We start from the raw sequence: 21970 nt of genomic DNA on the forward strand, positions 1-21970 counted from the left end.
TTTAACGTCTATTCGGTCTAACTCTATGCGTCACCGAAGCTATTGGTGGAAACCACCGGGATAGTATAGAGAACACCGTATCGGGAATTTGAACGGTGATTCCACAATCCTGGAGGTAGCGTTGCCAACGGGTATAGTCATTATGCTGCGCCGTGACAATCTCGCTCCCCGCTCACCGCGGACCGGTAGCCTGCCCCCGCGGTGCGGCTGATCTGCTGGCGGCTCGCCGTGCGCGCCTCGTGTTCTGTGTTTCCTCCTCGAAAGTCAGCTTCGAATGGCCTTCCTGAACATCAACGCAACGCTTCCCGAAAAAGGCCGTGACCTCCGGCTGGACCTGTTTCGCGGGGTCGCGAACTGGGCGATCTTCCTCGATCACATCCCCGACAACGTCGTGAACTGGATCACGACGCGAAATTACGGTTTCAGCGACGCCGCCGATCTCTTCGTCTTCATCTCCGGCTATACCGCCTCGTTCGTCTACGCGCGGATGATGCTCGAGCGCGGCTTCGTCGTCGGCGCCACCCGGCTGACCAAGCGTGTCTGGCAGCTCTACGTCGCCCACATTATCCTGTTCGTGATCTACATCGCCGCGATCAGCTATCTGGCGCTGCGCTTCGGCGATTCCGACATCATCGATGAGTTCAATGTCGCCGGTCTCGTCGACAACGCCACCGAGACGCTGCGGCAGGGCTTGTTCCTGCGCTTCAAGCCACTCAATCTCGACGTGTTGCCGCTCTACATCGTGCTGATGGGATTATTCCCGCCGGTCCTGTGGTTCATGCTGCGCAAACCGGACCTCACGATGGGGCTCTCCATCATCCTCTGGCTGGCAGCGCGGCATTTCGGCTGGAATCTCACCGCCTACCCGGCCGGCACCTGGTATTTCAACCCCTATTGCTGGCAGGTGCTGTTCGTGTTCGGTGCCTGGTGCGCGATGGGCGGAGCGCGGCGTTCGATGACGCTGATCAACTCGAAGGTCACGCTCTATCTGTGCCTTGCCTACCTCCTGTTCGCGCTGACCATGACCATGGCGGGCCGCTTCCCGAGCCTCGGCGCGATGTTTCCGGAGTGGCTGTTCTCAGCCTTCAACCCGAACGACAAGACCAACCTTGCGCCTTATCGCTTCATCCATTTCGTCGTGATCGTGATCCTGGTGATCCGCTTCGTGCCGAAGGACTGGCCGGGTCTGGAGTGGAAGATTTTCGATCCCGTGATCGTCTGCGGCCAGCAGTCGCTCGCCGTTTTCTGCGTCGGCGTGTTCCTGTCCTTCGTCGGCCATTTCGAATTATCGATGAGCTCGGGTTCGCTGTTCGCGCAGCTGTTCGTCAGCATCGCCGGGATCGCGATCATGACGACGGTCGCCTACTACATCTCCTGGTCGAAGCGGCAGGACAAGCCGCTGAAGCCGCCCGCCACGACGAAGGCAGCGGCCACCCCCGCGAAGGCGGGCTGAGCAGCAAACCCGAAGCGGCCGCTTCAGGCCGCCTCGTCCTCGCTATATTCGGTGAACTTCTTGTAGATCCACTGTCGGCCATCGTGGCGGCGCCAAACCTTGCCGTAGACCAACTGCCCGTTGATCGAGCGCCTCGGTACGATGATGGTCCACAGGTGCCAGATCTCGGCCCAACCGGATCGTGAATCGGGGATTTGGGAGCTGCGATCGAAAATCATGACGAAAAACTCGCAAGAAAACGAAGACGCCGCGATGTCTGTGATGTTGTGTGAGCTATTTTCGTAGGCACGGCGGCGAGCCGGGACTGATTTGATAACAGTCGACAAAATGGCCGCAACAAGAGGGCGCACTTAACCTAACTGGTCAACCTTAACTATCGAGGGTGTGCAGGCCGTGGCGGTTGAAACTGTGCCCGGTCTTTTCTAGAATGCGGGTGAGATTTGAGATGACCGTGCCGTTTTGAGGCGCGTGACGATTTTGAACTGAATTTGAATTTTTGAGACGCCTGCTATCCGGGTCGATCGCCATGAGTTTGCTCAACATGAATTTGCTCAACATGAATCTCCAATGTGCGTGTTTGCATCTAGCGATCACGTCTCCGCCGGCGGCGCCGACCGTCGAACAAGCCGCCGAAGAACTCCCCGATGCAGCGAACGATAACGAGACGGTCTGGCCGCTCGTCCCGTTCCCGGTGGGTTGGTGCGCGTCGAGCTAGAGCATGATCCGGCCCCGAAGGGCCGCGTTCGCGCAAAGTGCGAAGCGGTTTTCCCTCGCGACAAACACGGAACGCGTTTGCGCGGAGATCATGCGCAAACAACGATCTCAAGCGCGATGGCGATTCATCCCAAGCTCATCGCACTCCAGGACGCACGGCCAGTTTGTTGGCTCTGAAAAGCGCGACGCCGCACAAGCGGAATATCGTCGCTTGGCGGCGTCCGTTTAGATATTGGGCGCTGAAATCCCCAATACTCGTATGTCTATTGCGGACGCCAAAGGTTCGATGCGCCTTGATAATTTCGCGCGCGGCCGATGCACCAACTGGCTGAAAAATCGCGTAGAAGTCGCGACGCGCTGCGAACAAAGACCCAAGGTTTGAACAGGCGCTTGTGCAATACGTCGGCGCGTCGACCGACCGCCACTCCCGGTCTCGCGCCTGTGCCTCAGGTGCTCCCGGCACTGCCGAGCGTGCCCTGAGCCGTGTAGGTCTGACCAGCCGGGCCGGTCTGACCACCCTGGTTCTGGCCGCCTTGCGCGTTGACCGAGGTTTCGACTTCGGTCGTGCCGTCGGAATAGGTGATGACCGTGGTGGTGATCCCATTCACCGTCGTGGAGACCTCGCTGACGATGGTTTTGGCCGAGCTGCCGCCACCGCCGCCCGCTCCACCGTCCGCCGACTGGGAGGACGATGCAGTCGCCGAAGACGAGGTCGTCTCCGGTGTGGATGATGTTGCCGAGGAAGAGGAGCTTGCCGCGGAGTGAGACGTTGCCGCTGCGCTGGAGATCGAACTGATCGCCGTGATCGACATGGGAGCCTCGCCTTAGGAAGATGCTGCCGGGCGCAACGCGAGATGCACGATCCGCCCTTTCCTTCAACGCAGCTCCCGGCCGGATCAGGCGTCAGGATCGCCCGGAAAATGGCGGCATCACGGCCATGGCTTTGGCTGAGCGGCGCGCCGACGCACCCCGCGTGGCGTCTGTGAGCTTGCCCTCGCAGTTATCGACGGTGCATGCAGGCCTGCACGTACTCCTTCATGGCCGGATCCAACACGCTTCGGTTGAGGCCCATCGCTAGGGCCTCCTCTTTGCACCTTTCAATCTTTGCATCGAACTGCGGATGGTTTGCTTCGGCGCACTGACGGCGGAAGGGACCGGGGGGATATTGCATGCAGTTTTGCGCTTGAGCGCTGGTGCTGCCTAGAACCATTGAGACGGCAATCAGCTTTCGGATCATGTCCGAATGAACGGTCTCCGCCATGTCATTTCTCCTCCCCCTGATCTCGACAATCCGCAGATGCTCGGGCAACCGCCGGTCGCGCGCAAGCGGATTTCGCCAGAGCGGGGATGGATGCTCTGAACCAGGGCTATTCTGCGAAGGAATAGACCCGCTTATTTTGCTGTAAGTGCTTGAAATTACTGGTCGGGGCAGCTGGATTCGAACCAACGACCTGCAGTACCCAAAACATAATTGACCTATTTGACAGCGTTTCCTCCTGTTGCCGGGGATAACTCAAATTGTTGAGGTATAAGGCGTTTCTCTTGTACTGCGTTTCCCTCGATATGCTAGAAATCTATGGCCGGTGCATACCCGGTGCAGACTCGGGGGCTCTCTTGCGAAACGTCAAAATCGGCCTGCAATGGCTTAAGACCGTGCCTAAGGTCGAAAAGCCCCGCATTTTCTACGACGCGGACCTAACCGGCTTCGGTCTAAAGGTTATGCCGTCTGGGGCGCTTTCTTGGATTATCGAGTACCGCCCTCATCCCGGAGGAAAAGGCGTACCCACGAAACGTATGGTGATCGGCAAACCGGACATGCTGACGCCAGAGCAGGCGCGCAAGCGCGCCAAAGAGCTACTTGCCCAAGTGGTGCATGGCGGTGATCCGCCGCTGCCCGACAAGAAGACCGGAAGGCAAGCACCGTGCAGGAACTGGTTACGACCTTCATGGACAGCCACGTCAGGACGAAAAGGAAGGGCCGAACGGTCAAACTCTATGACGGGTACATGAACAACCATGTAGTTCCCGCTCTTGGAACCAAAAAGGCGCCTGCCCTCACCCGCACCGACGTGGAGAGGCTTCAAAGAAAAATCGGCGCCAATAATCCAGTCACCGCAAACCGCGTCATCGCATTCATAGGCGCGGCATACGCGTACGGCATCGACCAGAAGCTCTTGCCGAAGGGCACGGAGAACCCTGCGCTTGGTATCGAGAAGTTCAAAGAGGAACCACGCGAACGGTTCTTGAAGGCCGAAGAGCTTGCGCGACTAGGTGAGTCGATCCGACTTGCAGAGACAGGCGGAATTCCCAGACCGGTTAGCAAGGCCAAGCATGCCCCCAAGGTAGCCATCAAAATCGATTCTCATGCCGCCGCAGCGATTCGATTATTGATATTCACCGGCGCCCGGCTGAGAGAGATTCTTGACCTGCAGTGGGACCACGTTCACCTAGAACGCGGCGCGCTCTTCCTGCCTGACTCAAAGACCGGCAAGAAAACAATCGTCCTAAGTGCCCCTGCTGCAGAGGTACTAGAAAACATCGAGCGCATCGGCCGGTATGTTATTGCTGGTGGGCATGAGTGGGACGAACCGAAGGATAGAGACAAACCGCGCAACGACCTGAAACGGCCGTGGGAGCTAGTCTCCGTCCATGCTGGGTTGGCCGGCTTGCGGCTCCACGATCTTCGCCACACGTACGCTAGCATAGGCGTAGGCGCCAGCGCCGGGCTGCCAATCGTTGGCAAATTGCTGGGGCACCGAAACGCAAAGACTACCGAGCGCTACGCGCACCTAGATATCGATCCTTTGCGGCGCGTCTCGGACGCAATTGGCAGCAATCTATCCGCTGCGTTAGGAGAATAGGCAAATGAGCAGCGCCGAATATCTCGCGATGTATCTCTGCAATGAAAGGCTGGAAAAGGGTGATGCCGATCCCTTCATGCCGCTCGTACGCTACCTGAGGAGCGAACGGCCCATTGGCGACGAACTGAGAACTTGGATTGCCGGCCTGTTCGCTCAAGACGGAGAGTCAGCATTTCGCCTCGAATACAAGCGGCGACGCAAGGGGCGGCCAGCGGGTTCGAAAAAGGCTGAAGACTACATCTACATGCGGGCTGCCGAACTTCAGGACGAGGTAGTGACACTCGATTTGATCGGTTACCTCAAGGACAGTACAGGCTGGGAAGTTGCTGAGGACAACAATCCCGAGATATTCCGAATGGGTGACGAAGAATTGGACTGGTGTGACCAGACCGGCATCAAGCCCCGAGTAACGCTGACACTCGGTCAGAAACTTTCGCAGGCCGAAATTAAGGAGATTATTTCCGCCGAAACTTACTGGAATTTCGATAGAGACGGCTGGGCGTCGACAAGAACGGTACGACGCCATCTCAACGGCTTGCAGAGTGAATGAATATCGGCGCTATTCCCTGCCGAAAGCATGCGAGAATACGACGCGATCGCCTTCTGCTCTTAGCTCCTTCACAATCTGAGTGGCAGTGAGAAACTTCCACCGAAACTCATCTGCTGATGTCGACTGCATAGCCGAGTCCAGCAGGTATTCAACTTCCTTGGCTTTCTTGTGCGAAAGTCGCGCGTAGTCCCCTAGAGCGGTCAACATCATTCTCCGAACTTGCGTTTCGAGAGCTATAGATTTGGTGATGTCCATTCCGCGACAAGGTCGGATCGAATGTAATTTTCGCGCAACCCTCGTAAACGAGCCGCTTGATCGCCCTGCCGTGCTTTATGATTGTTTGCTAGCGCCGGTAGCGTCGAACCCTAGAAGACTTTCTCCGCCTTCGGCGCGTGCCGATCAATCGGTTTCGTTCAGCTTCTTGTACGCGGTCGCGAAGAGTTTCAAGTTCGGAAAGTTCGAATATCAGCTCGTCAAGGGTTTTGCGCAGAAAAGTGACGCGATCACAGATACTCATAGAACGCCCCTAAAATAATACCTTCAGTAATAATCGGCGCTAGTACAACCGCCGCGCGAGGGGACGTCAATCCGGATTTTTCCAGTTCGGTTAAGACGAAGAGTTCCGTAACCATGGGCGGCCCTGATTGCTGAACCTTGGGCCAACCGGATTCGACTCATTTTTGCTAGGAGCGCCCTTCCCCAAGACGCTCAGCCCAAGGACCGCCGGCCCGCATCTCCGGATTGGACACCGCCGGGGCCGGCGAGTCCGAGGGCCAAGGACCAGCGGTGTTCGGCGCCCTTTCCGAACCGCCATGCGGGGCGAGTAAGGGCAAGCGTAACCTTTGTTGTTTGAGCGTGCCCGCTCTCCACGGTAGAATGTTCCCCATCAGAGGAATGGGCGTCCTCAGATGGAAATCTTCAAGCAACCTAAACAATTAAGCGCGCCGATTTGCACCAAGTGCGGTAGCGCAATGACTTGGATTCAATCGGTGTTGATCAAGGTCGAGCAATCCATCCTGCACGAATTCACATGCAGGAGTTGTGGCGAAAACGTCAAAATGAGAACGCCAGCGAAGCCCGCAAAGAAATAAGGCCGCCTAAGCTGGCGGCCTCTTCCATTTCCGCTTGGGCTATCCGGTGTATGCCGGGACGGCCCCCGTCCTACGCCTCAAACTCAATAACCTCTTCGCCAGCCAAATCCGTCTCAGTATCAAAGAGCCGGTCAAAAGCCCGGTCTACAGCGAGTTTGTCCCAACGTACGGCGCCATCTATCTTCTTCGGCTTTGGCATGCGCCCATCTTGAACCATTCGCATGAATGCCTGCGGCGTCACACCGACGTAGGCTGCCGCGCGCAAACGCGACAGCCCGCGTGGCCAGTGCGGTAGAGTACGCTCAGTCACTGAACACATGACCGCTGAGTTCGATCCTGAACGACTTCGCGGGTTCGCGAGTCGTCTCACGACGCATGTTGGCTCGCACCTCAAACACGACCCCATATGAGGCCATAAGCTCGCCGGTTCTTATGTCCCTGTCAGCCGTTTGCTGGTCGATGCGCCCAACTCGGACTAGTTCAGATAGCAAGGTCTTGTTCTTTGCGAGTTGGTCGGTGACGCCTCGCGACAGTTGGTCGGTGATGCTCTGCATTGCCCCTTCTTTCCCCCTAATAGGAATCAATAACGGAGTCAGAATGCCCGAGCGATTTTTGCAAGTCAAATCTGTGGTTTTGTACCGATTTTGGCTACACCTTTGGTTGTACCGTTTTTAGCTACAGCACTTTCTAGACCTTCGCGCACCTACTTCCCACGATTCAACGCACGCATAACTCCGATGCGCGCAAGCATCGTCGGGCCGCCCTTCTCCGCAACCAGCATCAGCGCTTCAATCGCTGCCAGCCATTCCGGCGCGTCGTGTTCGCGCTTCGGCAACTGCGTGATGAATGTTGCCGCGTCGTGCAGCGTGAGCAGCTTCCGGCCGTTGGGCAGCGTTATCGGCTCATCAAACGACCGCTGCCAACCTTTCACGGCTCGTTGTCTCGCGACTCTAGTACTTGCTGGCGCGCTTTGCCGATGGTTGCTATTGTGCGACAACTCAACCAAGCTTTGAGGGGCTGGCACTGATGTTGAAGAAACTCACTTTTGTGGTCGTGCTGATCGTGCTCCCGGGTGCACTCGTGGAAGCCCAGTACATCGGAGGGCCGAATGTGGCGCCTTGCACGCAAAATACTCCTTCAGGTGTTTTTTGCTCTTGCAATCACGGAGTGTTCAGAGGTCGTGATGTAGTTAAAGACGGCTGGCATTTCGACGGACGGCACGCTCTTAGAAACGGCTTTTCCGCCACTTACAACAAAGGTACTCACACCCGCGTCTGCAAACGCGACTAGTTGGATCGATTGACGTCTGGCCGAACTAGCACCCTCTCGCCCCGCGCCCACGCAGCATACTTCCGTGCCGTCCACTCTTGCTGCCTGCGCCACTCTTCAAAATCGGCTTCCGTCCGCCTGGACAAGAACACGGCCCATGCTTCTAGAAACGCCGCGCGTGCGCACTCAAATGTCGCTGCCGTGCCGGCTGTACATTCCCCCGGCTCACTGCCCGGATAGAACCCACAGCGCCACTGCCACGGGTTTGTTTCGGTCGGGTTGCCGCTACGTAGACCGATGCTGCCGGCCTCTACGTCGTCGTAATAAATCGTCCAAGCCTCTTGGCTGGCGGTCCGATCGCAGCGGCGGGTTAGTGTGGGCATAGCCCGCCATGATCGCGCCGACCGGTCCGGTAGCAAAGCCGCTAGGGGTTGGGTTTGCGACCGAGCATCGCCCCGCATACTGATCAATACACAATCCAAAAAGTAGCGTGGAGAATTCTCCACAACCCTTGCCCGTGTGAACGTCGTGGGTAGTCTGCTGAGGCAACCAGTCCTCCCGATCCAGAAACTCCATGAAACGCAAAAAGAAATATCGAAAGCAGCCCAACAGCGCGCGAACAGCGCAGGTCGTGAGCGAACCAGCCGAGGGCGAAGTGGCGGTACATTCGGAAAACAAAACGACACGGTCTCTATTCCACTACACGACCGCGGAAGGTCTCATCGGAATACTTGAGACTCAGTCTCTTTTCGCGACCCATTATGATTTTCTCAATGACTCTACTGAAGGTCGGATTATTTTATCACTGCTCCTACCAATGTTAGAACGCGAGTTGCGCGACGTCGTTCCTACGCTGGTCGAGCGCAAGCTGTTTCATCCAACCATCTTAACCGATTTTGGAGACAGCATTTACAAGCAAGAAGCCGAAAATATGCTTCATGCAATGACAGAGACAACAAACGCCGTCGCACCGTTCTTCATAACGTCTTTTTGCATTCACGAACCCGACTCAGGTTCGTACCAGCATGGCCTACTTAGCCAATGGCGTGGATACGCGAGAGGTGGTTTTGCCATAGAATTCGACGAGCTACTTATCGACAAACTCAGCATCGAAGAAAGCAACAGATATCGGTACCAAGGCATATTAACTGACAAGGTGACGTACAGGGACTACGCGGAGCGAGTTAAGCCTGACCTTTTTGCTGGTTTTGCTGGAACCTTGTTAAAGAACCTCTTTCCGAAGATCGCAGACAAGTTGTCTGACGTATTCGGACCGAAAGGAACTGACGACTTCGCACGCCCCTTTCTGTCGCTCGCACCCTTCCTGAAGGATTCTACGTTCGAAGAGGAGAATGAATATCGCATCGTTGCCCTTTGCAATCGCCCGTCCGTGACAGGACCTGGAGAGACTCGAGCGGTTAAGTCAATAAAGTTTAGAAGTCGTTCGAGCGGACAGATAGTGCCGTACATCGCCCTATATGATGGACTCGAGTCGAAATTGCCGATCAAGTCAATAATCATTGGTCCGCATATACAGCAACGAAATCAACGTATGGCTCTAGAGATTTTGCTGGAGAAATGCGGCCTCGAAATTCCCATCAGAGAGTCCGGTATTCCGTTTCGTGAGTAAGGCGTCTTCCAGCGGCAAGATCGATTAAGGGAAAGCTACATGGGCCTCTTGAGATTATGGCGCGAGGCGCGCGGAGAAATAATGGCAAAAGAGACGCGAGACTTGTTAACCCGCGTGCGAGGCGCGAATGACGCAGCTAAGCGCGCTTGCTTTAACAACATACGTGCCACGCATGATGACTTGAGAACCGCATACGACATCGCTAGCGCCGCTGAACGAAAGCAAATCTTAAAGGACCTAAAGAGGAGCGCCAAAACAATGTGGGATCAAGGCGATTGGCCTTCGGCGTTAGGGCTTGGCATAGTCGCGCTCAACATCGAAAGCCGTCATGTTCCGGGAAAGGAGGCTGCTTCCGTGCTGAATGACACGGACGAGGTGATTAGCATAGCTATGCGTAGCTAGAGACGAAACCCGTTGGCGCTTAGACTAACGGGTCTTGTACAAGCCTCGTTTGGTTTCGAGATGGACTTACAGACGCCTGGTAGCTTCGCTTTCGTGACAGTTGACACGATGAAACCGGGAAGACCCGTCTTCAGCTCTGCAAGCTGTCGATTAACGCGCATCAGCGCGGCCGAGTCGGCGCCGCGTGCGTCAACTGCGCTTAGACTGGAAGGGGCGCTGCTTCAACCTGCAACTTGCGTTGATGCGATCTTCGATGGTGCTCCAAGTATTTTCTTTGCTCGGCGTTTAGCCCTGCTATCCGGGCACTAGTTGTGATCCCCAGACAAGCAAGTGTCTGCTCACTCAAACTGGGCGAAATAACAATCCTTCCATCGTCATCAAACGAGACGAAGCCTCGATCGAATAGACCATCAATGTGGAGCGCCAGCAGCAGCCCATTGTTCGAATCCAATCGTTCCTTTGGTTCGCACTCGCACCAAGGCTTAATGTGAGACGCGCGCAGCAACTCTGGCATCGCCAGGCCTGTTACCGCGCAACGTCCATTCCACCGGTCGAGAAGATCGTCTCGGAACCTTTGTTGTCCCAATCTCGCCGCGCGAAGAATTTCGGACTCGGTTCTGGGATCAACGTCCATAGTATCCGGGTCGAACGACCTTAGCTCTGATTTGGGCAAGACATCGAGTGCCGCTATGAATTCTCGAAGAGAATTCCTGGAGGCAAAATCGAAATCGATTCCATATGGAATTGGGCTCTTCCCGCCGTGCATGTGCTGCGGAAACGAACGCATGGTCGAATTGTGATAGAGTAATCGATCGTTCGGCCGGTGCACCCCGGGCATAACGCTGAGGGTTGACACGCTGTCTTCAAAGCAGGGGTCGATCACCAAACGCCAGCTTCCGCTGTCGATCTTGATGTAACATGTCAGCGCTCCTTTGGACGCGCGCCGGGTCTTCACACCGCTTTCGCCCAGTGCGAAGCCAAGCGACGCCAATTCCTGGCCAATCTCTTCGGCGTTCAAAACGGAGGATAGCCCTCTCGGACGGGCCTCTTCGAATGCCCATCTAATAACAACGGGAGTGGCGTCGATAACCTCTAGGGGCTGTCCGACACCAGCATATTTGAACGGCGAACGGTCCGCGGAACGCCAGAATATGTTTACCGGTGCGCCCCCCGACGCCATCCGCCGGATCATTGGCTGACCAACGTTGCTCCGGCTCTTTGCTGACCAAACAAGTTGATCGCCATCCCAACGATTGGGATAATCGTGGCCAGTGCGTCCCGCCGTGCCGACGTTGCAGAAAACATAAATTTGCCCATCGTAGCTAGTGTAGCCCGTCGCCCAGTCGCCACCTCTACGTTCTTCGGGCACCCTGAGCGCATCTTGTATCTGTGCCCTGGTATAAAGCTCTCCGACCTGAAACACGTTGGCCCCCCCTGTTGTATCATACTAGTTATGACTGCGAATCGAACTCGCCGCCATTGGCGATAGGTAGGAGACCGCTGAGGTCCCAACCGTACTCTCGCGGTGGCTAGCCGCCCAACATGCTAGTCCGAGTCGGTGCCTTCGCCGGTTGCAGCGATTGCAACAATGTCGCCGTCTGACATTTCTGTTTGTGTGATCCTAAGATTAAATGTGTGAAATGCAATTCGCCACGGCATTGCCCATTTTTCTGCGCGTGCTAAAAGCCCGGCTTCAAAAACAGGAGCGGCAATGGCAAAGAAGAAGCGCGCACGTCGCGAATACACGGCATCAGATGTGAAGGAGCTACGTGCGCACTCCAGAGCACGGACGCCCGTCGTAAAGGTGGCTAAAGCGATGAAACGGACTGAGGCATCTCTTCGCGCGAAGGCGATGAACCTCAGTATTCCGCTTGGTCATCGTCGGTAAGAAGCCGGCTACGTTCGCGGCGCACTAACCGCGAACGTGCCCGCCCTCTAAGACGTCGCCGCGCGGATAGTTCGCCGTTGCGGTTCAGCTTTATGAACGTGTCCGCATCACGCATGCCACTATCCTCGGCCTCGTAGTCGTTTCCAGAAACATACGATTTCGCCATTCGCGGATTCTTGATCGCATTCGCTAGGACGGGGTCCATAGGGCGGGAGTTAACGCGCCGGCCCGTTGCGCGATTCCAAGTGCTTCGAAGACTTGCGGTTGCTGAAAAGTAGTCGGTCATTCTATCACTCCAATAAAAATGGCAGCTAACGCGGTTGCGTTGCTGCCCGGATGATGCGTGCTGAAAAGCCCGCGCACGCGTCGGGATTGTATGATATGCTTTCAGCCAGCCTGAACGGAGTCCCAAGTGGAGGCAATCGGAAAGCTGATTGACCACCTAGGCTACGCGACGCCGCTGCTTTATTCGGCGGCGGCCTACGGCTTGTTTGCTTGGCTTGATAAAGAAGCGTCGGACGAAGCCAAAAATTCGCTTGCTGTTGTGATGAAACTGAAAGCGTTTAGCAAACAAGATGTAGCTGCCGCTTTAGTTGAAGCGTTTGACGCGATTTATACGAATCCGCTTCTACGGCTACGTGCCGTTGCTAGGTCATTCCTCATCAGTGCCTTAATCACTATCGTGTTCGCCTTTGAAATGCGCTCAGAGGGTCTCGCGAAGATATTTGGCACGATCGGAGTGTTGGGACTTTATATCTTTAGCGTTTTCTTACCGAACGCGATGACTGACTATCTTAGTCTATTTTTGATAAGGCCTGTGCTGAAGTGGTGCGGCAGGAGACCAGTTTTGGCTTTGAGTTGTGGAGTGATTGTATTCCTTTTCATCATCTGCGCGAGTTTTGTTATTCGTGCTGCTCTGCAAATATGGGTATGGCTGCCGGGTGCTGATTTCTCTGGTGACCCAAGGTCCGCTATAGAACTCATGGATGATCCTGAGACTCTTAAGAAGGTGATGAGGGCAGATAGTGCGAGAACCGCGACCTTTTTCTTGGCGTTCATTCCGGGGGTAGCCGTCTTTTTTTGGCTTCCGCTTTATCTCCTCGGGTTGCTGACAATTCGCTTGTCGGTCCCGCTTTTCCGTCTCGTTGCAGGCATTCAGTGGCTCCTAAAGGATGGTAAGGATCATCCTCTGAAGGCAATTGGCTGCGTAGCAGCGGTGGCCACCTTTGCGGCAGCGGTTCTTTTGCAGGTCGCATTCGAATAAGCGGCCTGCAAATGGTGCCAAGATATCTTGGCTAAGTTGAACACGACGAGGGGTAAGTTTCCCCATTTTGTGGATGTGAAAAATCTGAGGCCCATCGGGAAATAGGGCCTCGCGCCGGAGGAATCACGTCCCCCTTCCCTTGGCCCATTCCTTCACAACACGCGCCGTCCTCTCAGGCCGTGCTGCCGGTTGTGGCAGCGCATGCAGAGGGTGCGCAGGTTAGACAGCGTGTCAGTCGAACCGGGCGTGCCGCGTTCAATGATGTGGTGCGCCGTGAGCCTGTCGGTCGGTGTGGTGCAGTACGGCTCTGTGCACCGGCCGCCATCGCGCTGGAGGCACGCGGCCCGTAGAGCACGCCAGCCCGCAGACTTGTAAAAGGCATCGCCGCTGAAGGTGGGCCGCTTGTACGGCCGCCATTGGGCGGGCCTGAATTGCTTCGGTCGTGTTGGCATTGTCTCCTTGTTTCGGTTTGCAGCCGCTGGCCGTGGCGCATTGATTGGCGCCGAAGACTACTTGCGGTAGGCTCAGGTAAACGCTGCTGTGCGGGCTTCCTATTGAGGCAACCTAGTTCCCGCAGTGGCTGTATTGCAACATATCTGCAATCAGACCCTTTCATACGTTTCGTACGCAGTGCTCTTATAAGCACTGCAAAAAGTCATGCAGAAGCACTACTGCGTACGAAACGTATGAAAGGGTATATGTTATAGAATATCCCTTATTTTACGGTCTTTTTGCTACATACTTTCGTACGCAAGGCTGCGTACGAAATGCGTATGAAATGCGTACGAAAGGCCCTCTGACAACCTTTCGTATGCGTACGAAAGCCCCTTCTGCGTACGGAAGTGCGTACGAAAGGTTCAGGCCGCGTAGTACCGCCTGCTTGGCCGGCCGCCAGTCTCACTTACCTCCCGCAGCACTACCCGGCCGGCATCTACTAAGTCGGATAGCAGCTCCGTACGGCGCCTCTTTTCGATACCCCGGCAGTTGTTGCCGATCCTACCATCTGTGATGCCGTCCTTAGCCTGTCGGATCGAAGCAAATATCCGATTCAGGTCCATTTCACGCTGGCTGTCCGCAATCCGAAGGTTCGTTTCTTCAATCATTATCGCTGTCGAATTCCATGCAAGTTGTGTTGCCCATTCCATCTGTGGCCCGGAGATGACCGGTGCCCAGCAGTCGCTCGCGACCGAAACAGTCAGGGCCAGCTTGATAGCGTGCTCCACGGCCCGGTTCAGGATCGGCTGACTCTTTGCCTCCGTCTTGGTGCCCTGCTCGTCAATCAACGTTTTGAACGCCGCTAGTGCGGCTTCAGCTTCAGCCGAATACCGAACAACTGTTGGTGTGCAAGGACTCTTGCCGACGTTTACCCCTCTTGAGATGTTGCCGACACCACCGGCAAGGGTGAGTGCCTTGCACGCCTCAATCAGGCTTTTAGGAACGTCAAACACGCTACGCGAAGGCTTGACCTCTTCGGGCTTTGGGCCGTCGACATTGAACAGTAAGAAGCGCGGCAACAACCCGTCAGCAGCATTCAACGAACTGACTGACGCCCAGAAATCTTCGGGTGTGGATGTGCCGTAAATGCAAAGGTTCGGATTGTAGATTCGCTCCGGAGTGACGTTTCGGGCGTATGCGGCGCCTTCGAAGAAGTTGCCTGCGCTCGAAAACATCTCAAGCATATCGTTGCGGATTAGCTGGTTGTGAATACCTGCCTTCCTGTCGTTGATCTGTCGCATCATTCCGCCGAACTCGTCGACCATAGATACACTTGACGGCTTTGCCATGACCGCGTCACGCATCCCGGATGCCGACATGAACCGACTAGCGTTCCAAAACTCATTTAGCCCCCCTTCGGTCACCAAGCGCTTCAGTTGCGATCTTGCGTGTTCCTTGCCATACCCTGTACCAGCAAGTGCGATGCTGTAGAAATTCGTTCGAAGGTTGGTCGGGCTTGCAAACCTCCGTCCAAGCAACGCCCCAACGAACGGAATCACCGCCGACAATGCCAGTTCTCGCGATGGCCGTTCCGACGATGACACGATCCAGTCGACTAGATCGCTAATCAGTCCACCCGGATTTGTTAGGTCTGATAGCGGCGTCGTTCCTGCAAGTGCTGGAACAGGTTCATTGTCGTTGGCGGCGATGAATGCGCCAACGTCGAAGCCGTCGCCTTTCACCGTAAACCCGATCTTCTCCGATAGCCATTCAGCCGCCTCACTGAAATCACAGCCGCGCGCAACCATCACAAGATCGATTGGTGAATACTTCTTGTCGTTGTCTCCCCAATCGATGATGCCCTTTGGGTGAATTGACAGCGCGTTGCCGTCTTCATTCGAGTTTACGATAGGTCGCCAGTGCGCCACTGCGCGATATTCGTGCCGTTTCTTCTTCAATCCGAAGAGTCCTAAGCTCGGCACCCACTTCGAAAGATCGGCGAACGCCTCATCCTTCAGTCTACGCCAATTGTCACTATCAGCACCGGCCGGCCTGCGCTCGCGCTGCAATTCCGGCTGGTAACCAAACGGCTCAAGCACCGCTGCGATACGGTCCGAAATATCATCTGGCAGTTCCGGCAACTGTTCAGCCGGCACGTCAAGCAGCGTCTCACCCGTAAGCCAGTAATAAGGCTTGCCGCTGTTTGGATGAATCGACGGAGGCAAAACGGTTTGCTTGCCAAAGGCGAGCAAGTCGACGAACGGCCGGAAATTTCGCGACGGAATCGCCCCGACAACTTCGCCGGTCGCGGGGTCCGTCCGCTGAACGTTGCCCCGATAGAATAGCGTCTTGCCCTTCGCACCCCTTTTTTGTACGGGCGATTCCGGAAGCACGCTGAGAATAGCCGCAACAATAGCCGCGTCATCGGTATCAATATCGACGGCGACAACGCCGTTGAAACCTAGTGCAATGCCAACCCCGGCGTCTTGCCAGCCGCTCCATATGTCAACTTCGTTCTCCACGTTGGGCGAGCGGTCGCAGAACCGCTGCCAATCATACATGCCGTGCCACCTCCCGAACGACATTCCACCCGGCAGCTTGTCGCCCGGTAGGATTGGGATCGCACTATAGCCGGCGTCGACCAATCGTGCGCCGACTTGCGCGTAGGGACTAGGTGCAGACGCAATAGAAACAGCCGCCATTACTTCGCACCGCCGTTCGTCAGGTTATCCAACAGGAAGCCGAGGTAGTCCTTAAAGCTCCTAGGAAAGCGGCAGTACTCCACTTGCCGGTTCGTCAGCCTCACGGCGTCCCGCCATTTCGGCGCGTCGTCGTAGTGCTTCTCAAACAACGGCCAGTCTTCTTTCGAGATTTCCGCCTGCCGGCTCAACTCAAATAGCCGCGTTGCTGCATTGAGATTGACTACGCGATATGCAGGGAATTGTTCTGCCATTCGCTCGCGCCAGTATGAACCGTTGAGCATCAGCAATCCAGCGTGACGCCCCGCTGCAAGTCGCTTATCATTGTCAGTCATTTCAAACTTTCTTTTTAATTTCTATTCGTCGATCAATGAAACTTCAGCCGCAAATTTTTGCGTGAAAAACTCTGACACGTCAGCGACGTGCAGCATGTTGCCTTCTTCATACAGAACCACAGTGCGTCTTTTGGCTGTGTCGACGCCGATCAGCGTTGCCTTCAACACCTTGTCGTTTTTCGTGATGAATCCCATCACCGGTTCACCGACAGAAACAATACTCATTCATTTTCCTTCGTATGATTGGTAGCGGCGCGCAGCGTACATCCGGCCAACGCGCCGCAGATCGCCCGCTTAAGCAGCCGGCGCGTTGCGCGGACGGCCAAGGATGGCCAGACCACCAAGAAACACGTTGCCGGTGTTGCTGGCCGGGGTAACGACAACCTGAACATAACGCTTGCTACCGACGTAACCGATACGCTTAGCGCTGTTGTCAAACGAGAAGTCGAAGTTGAGAGTCGACAGCGCGTCCGTCAGGTCCGAAGCTGCGACTGCAGCGGCGTCAGACAGGTTCGACTGATCGCCATGATTAATCGTAACGGCGAAGGTCGCATCAGCGTCCGAAAGCGTGCCGGTCTGGAACGCGAGAGTCACGGACTCATAGCCGGCCGTGTCGATAGTGTTGGAAGTCCAAGCGGTGTTGTCAGTGGTCGCCGCAACAGGGTTAAACAGCGGCTTAACCGAAATGTTGTGCGCTTGATCGCGAGAAGCCATAAGGCCCAAATCTCCTATGTATTGAAAAAAGAAAGGGCGACGATGTCGCCGCCCCCAAGTTTGGATTAGGTGGAGCACTTCAGTTTGGTGAACGCCTCGCCCTTCACGACGGCACCGCCGACGCGCTTACGGGCAAGGAACTTGACCATTCCGCTATCAGCCTGCGTGTAGGGGTCGCGAAGAACCGAAATCAGAACGCGGTCGACAATGCGGTAGCCCTGCCTGAAGTCGCCCACCGCAATCGGGAAGGTGCCAACGCCCGCGTCCGGCATATCCGGCAGTTCGACGTACGGCGCGTCCAAGATCGTCGCAGGGGCGCCGGTAGCGATGCCGGGTACCCAGATGTACCGGCCGGTGGTGTCCTTCAACTGGCGGACAGCGCCGATTGTCGCGCGGTTCATCGTCCACACGGCGTTCTTCGCGTACGCGGTCTTCAGGCCGTAGAACATCTGAATCAGGCCGTTCGCCTGCCCGTTCGCGTCCGCAATGGTCGCGGCCGAACCGGAGTTGTACACCGCCGTAATGGCCGAAGACGTCATAAACCCTTCGGCTTGGTTTCCGTTGCCTGTACCGTTGACGAATTCCTGCCCCTCCTTCACTGCGAACTGTTCGACAAACTCCTGATTCATCTCCGACTCAATATCGAACATGGAGTCTTCGATCATCTGAGCCGAAATCAGCACTTCGGCGTACATTTCAGGCGCGTTGATTTCGACCATGCCGGTGGTGTAGCCGGTTGTCTCGGTGCGCGTCGCGACTTCGCCAGTACGACGAGCGGCGAACGTGCCGGTGCGCTTCGGCAGCTTCAGCGAGCTAACGCCGATCGAAGTCGAGCGAGCGATCGATCGCACCGGAGACATCAGAACGACGTTCTTGATAATCTCGGCGGACATTTCGGGCGGAGCAACGTAATAGCCGCCCAACGTGTCGTTGCCGGCGACAAGAGCCTTGTATTCGTTCAGCGTCTTACGCTCGTCTGCAGTCAGGCCGCTGTCAGTGCGACGCAGATACCCGTCAAACGCATCCTTGTACTCCGACTTCGCCTGTTCCGTACCACCCGCGCCGGGACGACCGAACTTAGCCTCAAGCTTCTCAAGAGCGGACTGCAGAGCCTTGATTTCGCCGGCCGCTTTTTCTGCAGCCTTAGCCTGTAGAGTCAATTTCTGGTTAGCGTCTTCATGCGCCGACAGAGTCGTTTCGATCTTCTCGATCTTGTTGAGCGTGATGATATCAGCGCTGCCCTTGCGCTCGATCTGGCTAATACGGTTATCGTTGGCTGCCTTAAACTCTTCGAAGGCCGTCATGACTTCGCGGACGGCAGTATTGCTGGTAGACATTAAGTTCCCTTTGCAAAAGAAAAAGGGCGCATCGAGCGCCCTGTAATTTATCCGCAGAAACAACCCGTGCGGACGTCGGGATTCGTGGTTGATCTACTCTTCGACGAACCCGCGCGATGTAATCGCCTTCGCGCGGGAGTGTGAGAATCCTAAGCTACGTAGTAGCGCTTCAAACTCTCGTTTCGTGGTCGGTATCTTCGACGTGCGCCCCGGTGGGAACGCCTTCAGTGCTTCTGCTCCGTCGCTGGTCATTGAAGTTCCAAAAGGCGAGAGAGCGCTTGCATGACCCTGTCGCTGGCGTCGGCGCTGCGCACCGAATCTACAGATGCCCTTGGGTTCGCTGGCGCGGAAACAAGACTCACTTCAAAGAGCTTTACGTTAAGAAGTTTGCGCCGCACGTCGCTGCCCTTCGGCATGTAGACGGCCTTTCGGGTCCTGTAGCCAATGGACATTTTTGAGATTGCTGGCGGATACATCTTCATAAGCGCAAGAACATCTCTTCCGCGCTGCGTTGGGGCAAGTTTGCCTTCGACATACAAGCCCTTGCTGTCTTCGCTAAAGTGAGTCCATGCGCCAATGGGCAAGCTGTCTTCAACAGTCATGCCCATACCATGCTGAAGCAGCATCAAGGGGTACGAATTGGTACGCTTGGATTCCGCGAGCGTATCGGTGAACGCGCCCGGCTCAACGATATCACCGTAGCTATCTGGCGGGCCGCCGAAGGTAGATGCGTATCCACTGAAGGCGCCCTCTTCGTTGCTTGAGAGCTTGAATTCAAATGGGCTCATTCATCGCCTCAATCGCGGCACGGACCTTATCGGCTGCAACTTCGTAACCGTCGTCGACGTAGTCGGAGACCTTGACCGCCTCGCCGTCGTCCTTGAACTCCCAGACTCCGGGCGGCAATTCTTTGCGCTCAGTCATCTTCGCGCCTGTGCTTGCGTACTCAATCATGCTATTTCTTTCCTATCAACATGTCCGCAATCGACAAGCGTGCGGAGAAGATGCGCAAATGCGCTGGTCTTGTCGTTCGGGTCACCGAACACCGCGTTAGCTTCAAGATCAAAGTCGATTGCCAGCGGATGCCACCCCAGCCCTTGTGCAGCTAGTTTGCTCTTCACGTTGTCGATTTCGATCAATGCTTTTCGAGCGGCAAGCAAGGCCTTGCTGAACTCGACAATGGCCTTGGTCGGTCGCACCGACTTCAGGTACTTCGCCACTTCAACGGTCTTGCGCGTGGCAACATCGACGTTGTGAATCTCGATCGCACGCGCGTAGTCGAAAATCTTACTGTCCGCGTTGGCGATCAGGACCGACAAAGGCTGGCTATCGGCTGGCTCTTTCCCTGCCACTAGCTGTGCAGCGCGATTGTCTCGGTCAGGGTCGACGCCCTGCAAGGCGGCCAGTCTACGTCTGTCTGCCTTCGCGGCCTCATAGCCGGCCTTTAGCTCATCCGAGCGCGCTTTGTCGGCGCGAACGATCGAAGAGAAATCAGAAAAGTTTTGCATTGGGGTCCCAAGCATTAAAGTACAATCCCATAGCGATCCGGAAAATGATGGTGCCGGAGATAACAGCGACGTTGCGCACGCCGAGCAATCTGGACTCTTTTTCCTTCACGGGGCCGTAGGTGGTTTCGACAGTGTCACCGTCCTTACATTCGGTGACGATTTTCACCCGTGCGAAACTTTGATCTACTTCGACGATCGAATGTAGGGCGTGCGAAGCCATTAAGGCGTTGGCGTCTTTGACGCCGGGAATGATTTTTCCTATGCCTTCGATCCAGCCCGAAATGAGGTCGTCAACGCGCTGTCCGTGTTCGTTGCGGCATGCACCATACTGGCCGCTGACATCAGCGACGCGCTTGATTGTTGAACCACACGCGTAGCCGAGAATGAGTCGTGTTGTGTCTCTCGCATCGAGTTTTTCGATACGGTTCGGCCCGCCAGATTTTGGGCTGATGCCATTTTCGACGAACGCGCGGTGTACGGCTTTCAACCTATTCTTGTCGAATCCGTACTCCGGCAGGTGTTCTAAAATTTCTGAAGCCGGTTGCACGGCTTAATCCTCCGTATTTGAGAGTGAAAAAAATTCGGACTTAGGTCCGAAAAAAAACGCGAGCGCCCTCCGGTAAAGAGCGCTCGCGCGAGTCCAGCCCGCTGCGAGGTCGAGTGCGCGGCGGGCCGGTAGAGTTAGGGTGTAGGGATCAATAAAAAAGCCGCCTTAAAGGCGGCCAGACGCAATACTTACCTGTACTTTCTTTTTAACCCAAGATGGTACCGATGTCAAATCGCAACCTTAGCGGCATTGATTTTATTGATCTTTTTCTGCAGCCGCCGAATGATCGGCCCATTTCACTAGTTGCCAATGCAACTAATTGGCTTGAGTCAGCCCGTAATGCCGGGCTAGGAGGAACAGCCCAGCCTTGAACCGCTCCAGTGCAACAGCTCGCGTGATCTTCGGGTTCTTGGAGCCCGTCAACGCCGCCCCGACGGCCGGCAAATCTTCTTGCCCATCGAGCAGGATCATCTCCACCGGCTTGCGGTACACCTCGTACAGCGCGTCACGGGCCGCTCTGTAGCGCTCCCGGCTCTGCGTCTGCAGTCGCCCTACCGGCAAGCCGCCGCCTGCTCCACGACCGCCTGAGACCTTGCCGTAATCGATAGCAACCAGCGTCGACATGCCGGCACCGTACCAATCTTCGTAGTAACGCTCGCCCGCGAGCTTCAGGGCCGCGTTCATGATCGCGTCGCCGGGATAAAGCTCGCCCTTGTCGGCCAGCCGCTCTAGGAGGCTGTCACGCATGATGCGGGTGCCAGCTTCGTTGACGTAAGACGGTCCCTTGGCGAGCCGTTGGGGTGTGGTGTCAGCCTTCTGGCGTGCCTTGGTCGCGGTAACGGAAATGTCGAGCATCAGGCGGCCACCCGCTGAACCTGAGACGTGTTCGCGACCTTTTTTGACGCTAGCCATGCCTCCAGATCGGTCTGGTCATAGACCACGCGGGCGCCCACTTTAATAAAGAGTGGACCGCCCCCGTATATCCGCAGCTTATCCAGATAGGATTTTGAGACTCCCGCGTGTTCGGCGGCCTGTCGCACGTTAAGCATACAAATTCTCCCCTCGCGTCGGCGGAATTGACGACGATGGACGAAGTTGTACCCGAAGTCGGAAAGCGGTTTTGGGACAGCAAATGCTCGAATTGTTGTCCCAGCGAAAAGCGCGGAATCGTGGCACGGAATAGGCTGCCGTTACCCGGCCGGTGCATATCCGGTGCCGATTTTTGGCTTACGACGCCTAAGCGGCTGAGAATGCCACACCGGAAACAGTAATG

28 protein-coding genes are annotated in these 21970 nt (G+C 56.0%); 8 read left to right on the plus strand and 20 right to left on the minus strand.

The genetic code is table 11. The features are described from left to right. Positions 1-274 precede the first annotated feature (274 nt). Positions 275-1453, plus strand: coding sequence for an OpgC domain-containing protein (locus SO139_RS10655; RefSeq protein ID WP_498540022.1), 1179 nt, complete (start codon positions 275-277; stop codon positions 1451-1453). 23 nt (positions 1454-1476) lie between these two features. Here SO139_RS10655 and SO139_RS10660 read toward each other — a convergent pair whose 3' ends face one another. From SO139_RS10660 to SO139_RS10670, 3 genes are all read right to left on the minus strand, one after another. Beyond that, the gene (locus SO139_RS10660) at positions 1477-1671 is read right to left on the minus strand and encodes a hypothetical protein (protein ID WP_449381769.1); all 195 of its coding nucleotides are present in this window, start codon (positions 1669-1671) and stop codon (positions 1477-1479) included. A 151-nt stretch (positions 1672-1822) separates the two neighbouring features. Then, positions 1823-2008 (minus strand): hypothetical protein, encoded by a 186-nt coding sequence (locus SO139_RS10665; protein WP_474797391.1) that lies wholly within the window; start codon positions 2006-2008, stop codon positions 1823-1825. A gap of 605 nt (positions 2009-2613) precedes the next feature. Further along, the gene (locus tag SO139_RS10670; RefSeq protein ID WP_449381767.1) at positions 2614-2775 is read right to left on the minus strand and encodes a hypothetical protein; all 162 of its coding nucleotides are present in this window, start codon (positions 2773-2775) and stop codon (positions 2614-2616) included. Between SO139_RS10670 and SO139_RS10675 the strand changes: the two genes are divergently transcribed. After that, complete coding sequence (locus tag SO139_RS10675; RefSeq protein ID WP_449381766.1) at positions 2756-2932, plus strand: hypothetical protein; 177 nt, start codon at positions 2756-2758, stop codon at positions 2930-2932. The two genes, SO139_RS10670 and SO139_RS10675, sit on opposite strands and share 20 nt — an antisense overlap. Before the next feature lie 235 nt (positions 2933-3167). Here SO139_RS10675 and SO139_RS10680 read toward each other — a convergent pair whose 3' ends face one another. Next, positions 3168-3428 carry a hypothetical protein gene (locus SO139_RS10680; RefSeq protein ID WP_449381765.1) on the minus strand — a complete coding sequence of 87 codons (261 nt, stop codon included), beginning with the start codon at positions 3426-3428 and terminating at the stop codon, positions 3168-3170. Between the two features lie 458 nt (positions 3429-3886). On the opposite strand from SO139_RS10680, the gene SO139_RS10685 reads away from it, so the two are divergent. From SO139_RS10685 to SO139_RS10695, 3 genes are read left to right on the plus strand one after another with little or no spacing between them, the layout of a single operon-like run. Next, entirely contained in the window at positions 3887-4177 is a 291-nt protein-coding gene (locus SO139_RS10685) for an Arm DNA-binding domain-containing protein (protein WP_498540060.1), read from the plus strand. Further along, the gene (locus SO139_RS10690) at positions 4090-5028 is read left to right on the plus strand and encodes a tyrosine-type recombinase/integrase (protein WP_498540023.1); all 939 of its coding nucleotides are present in this window, start codon (positions 4090-4092) and stop codon (positions 5026-5028) included. Before SO139_RS10685 ends, SO139_RS10690 begins: the two co-directional genes overlap by 88 nt. 4 nt (positions 5029-5032) lie before the next feature. Further along, the gene (locus SO139_RS10695; RefSeq protein WP_498540024.1) at positions 5033-5578 is read left to right on the plus strand and encodes a hypothetical protein; all 546 of its coding nucleotides are present in this window, start codon (positions 5033-5035) and stop codon (positions 5576-5578) included. A gap of 1161 nt (positions 5579-6739) precedes the next feature. Here SO139_RS10695 and SO139_RS10700 read toward each other — a convergent pair. From SO139_RS10700 to SO139_RS10710, 3 genes are all read right to left on the minus strand, one after another. Next, positions 6740-6868 (minus strand): hypothetical protein, encoded by a 129-nt coding sequence (locus SO139_RS10700; RefSeq protein WP_498540025.1) that lies wholly within the window; start codon positions 6866-6868, stop codon positions 6740-6742. A 103-nt stretch (positions 6869-6971) separates the two neighbouring features. Then, complete coding sequence (locus SO139_RS10705; RefSeq protein WP_498540026.1) at positions 6972-7223, minus strand: hypothetical protein; 252 nt, start codon at positions 7221-7223, stop codon at positions 6972-6974. Positions 7224-7372: 149 nt separating this feature from the next. After that, entirely contained in the window at positions 7373-7600 is a 228-nt protein-coding gene (locus SO139_RS10710; protein ID WP_498540027.1) for a hypothetical protein, read from the minus strand. Between the two features lie 26 nt (positions 7601-7626). Here SO139_RS10710 and SO139_RS10715 point away from each other — a divergent pair, with 26 nt between their 5' ends. Both SO139_RS10715 and SO139_RS10720 read left to right on the plus strand, forming a co-directional pair. Then, the gene (locus SO139_RS10715) at positions 7627-7959 is read left to right on the plus strand and encodes a hypothetical protein (RefSeq protein ID WP_498540028.1); all 333 of its coding nucleotides are present in this window, start codon (positions 7627-7629) and stop codon (positions 7957-7959) included. Positions 7960-8512: 553 nt separating this feature from the next. Next, a complete protein-coding gene (locus SO139_RS10720; RefSeq protein WP_498540029.1) occupies positions 8513-9568 on the plus strand; it encodes a DUF2971 domain-containing protein in 1056 nt (351 codons plus the stop codon). A 601-nt stretch (positions 9569-10169) separates the two neighbouring features. Here the strand turns inward: SO139_RS10720 and SO139_RS10725 are convergent. Further along, on the minus strand, positions 10170-11393 hold the full coding sequence (locus tag SO139_RS10725) for an HNH endonuclease (RefSeq protein WP_498540030.1): 1224 nt from the start codon (positions 11391-11393) through the stop codon (positions 10170-10172). 877 nt (positions 11394-12270) lie between these two features. Between SO139_RS10725 and SO139_RS10730 the strand changes: the two genes are divergently transcribed. Further along, complete coding sequence (locus SO139_RS10730; protein WP_498540031.1) at positions 12271-13122, plus strand: hypothetical protein; 852 nt, start codon at positions 12271-12273, stop codon at positions 13120-13122. Positions 13123-13274: 152 nt separating this feature from the next. Here the strand turns inward: SO139_RS10730 and SO139_RS10735 are convergent, their stop codons facing one another. The 12 genes from SO139_RS10735 to SO139_RS10790 all read right to left on the minus strand — a co-directional run bounded on the left by SO139_RS10735 (position 13275) and on the right by SO139_RS10790 (position 21746). Continuing rightward, complete coding sequence (locus SO139_RS10735) at positions 13275-13574, minus strand: HNH endonuclease (RefSeq protein ID WP_498540032.1); 300 nt, start codon at positions 13572-13574, stop codon at positions 13275-13277. A 405-nt stretch (positions 13575-13979) separates the two neighbouring features. Continuing rightward, entirely contained in the window at positions 13980-16259 is a 2280-nt protein-coding gene (locus SO139_RS10740) for a bifunctional DNA primase/polymerase (protein ID WP_498540033.1), read from the minus strand. After that, positions 16259-16591 (minus strand): hypothetical protein, encoded by a 333-nt coding sequence (locus SO139_RS10745; RefSeq protein WP_498540034.1) that lies wholly within the window; start codon positions 16589-16591, stop codon positions 16259-16261. The genes SO139_RS10740 and SO139_RS10745 overlap by 1 nt, the downstream gene beginning before the upstream one ends. 21 nt (positions 16592-16612) lie before the next feature. Then, positions 16613-16816 (minus strand): hypothetical protein, encoded by a 204-nt coding sequence (locus tag SO139_RS10750; RefSeq protein ID WP_498540035.1) that lies wholly within the window; start codon positions 16814-16816, stop codon positions 16613-16615. 69 nt (positions 16817-16885) lie between these two features. Continuing rightward, the gene (locus tag SO139_RS10755; RefSeq protein WP_498540036.1) at positions 16886-17305 is read right to left on the minus strand and encodes a hypothetical protein; all 420 of its coding nucleotides are present in this window, start codon (positions 17303-17305) and stop codon (positions 16886-16888) included. A 65-nt stretch (positions 17306-17370) separates the two neighbouring features. After that, the gene (locus SO139_RS10760) at positions 17371-18642 is read right to left on the minus strand and encodes a phage major capsid protein (protein WP_498540037.1); all 1272 of its coding nucleotides are present in this window, start codon (positions 18640-18642) and stop codon (positions 17371-17373) included. Positions 18643-18890: 248 nt separating this feature from the next. Then, positions 18891-19430, minus strand: coding sequence for an HK97 family phage prohead protease (locus SO139_RS10765; protein WP_498540038.1), 540 nt, complete (start codon positions 19428-19430; stop codon positions 18891-18893). Next, the gene (locus tag SO139_RS10770; protein ID WP_498540039.1) at positions 19417-19596 is read right to left on the minus strand and encodes a hypothetical protein; all 180 of its coding nucleotides are present in this window, start codon (positions 19594-19596) and stop codon (positions 19417-19419) included. The genes SO139_RS10765 and SO139_RS10770 overlap by 14 nt, the downstream gene beginning before the upstream one ends. Further along, positions 19593-20150, minus strand: coding sequence for a hypothetical protein (locus SO139_RS10775; protein ID WP_498540040.1), 558 nt, complete (start codon positions 20148-20150; stop codon positions 19593-19595). Before SO139_RS10775 ends, SO139_RS10770 begins: the two co-directional genes overlap by 4 nt. After that, complete coding sequence (locus SO139_RS10780; RefSeq protein ID WP_498540041.1) at positions 20134-20697, minus strand: hypothetical protein; 564 nt, start codon at positions 20695-20697, stop codon at positions 20134-20136. Before SO139_RS10780 ends, SO139_RS10775 begins: the two co-directional genes overlap by 17 nt. A 315-nt stretch (positions 20698-21012) precedes the next feature. After that, positions 21013-21552, minus strand: coding sequence for a hypothetical protein (locus SO139_RS10785; protein WP_498540042.1), 540 nt, complete (start codon positions 21550-21552; stop codon positions 21013-21015). Continuing rightward, on the minus strand, positions 21552-21746 hold the full coding sequence (locus SO139_RS10790) for a helix-turn-helix transcriptional regulator (protein ID WP_498540043.1): 195 nt from the start codon (positions 21744-21746) through the stop codon (positions 21552-21554). The genes SO139_RS10785 and SO139_RS10790 overlap by 1 nt, the downstream gene beginning before the upstream one ends. Between the last annotated feature and the right edge of the window lie 224 nt (positions 21747-21970).

It is taken from the genome of Bradyrhizobium sp. UFLA05-89 (assembly GCF_059803475.1).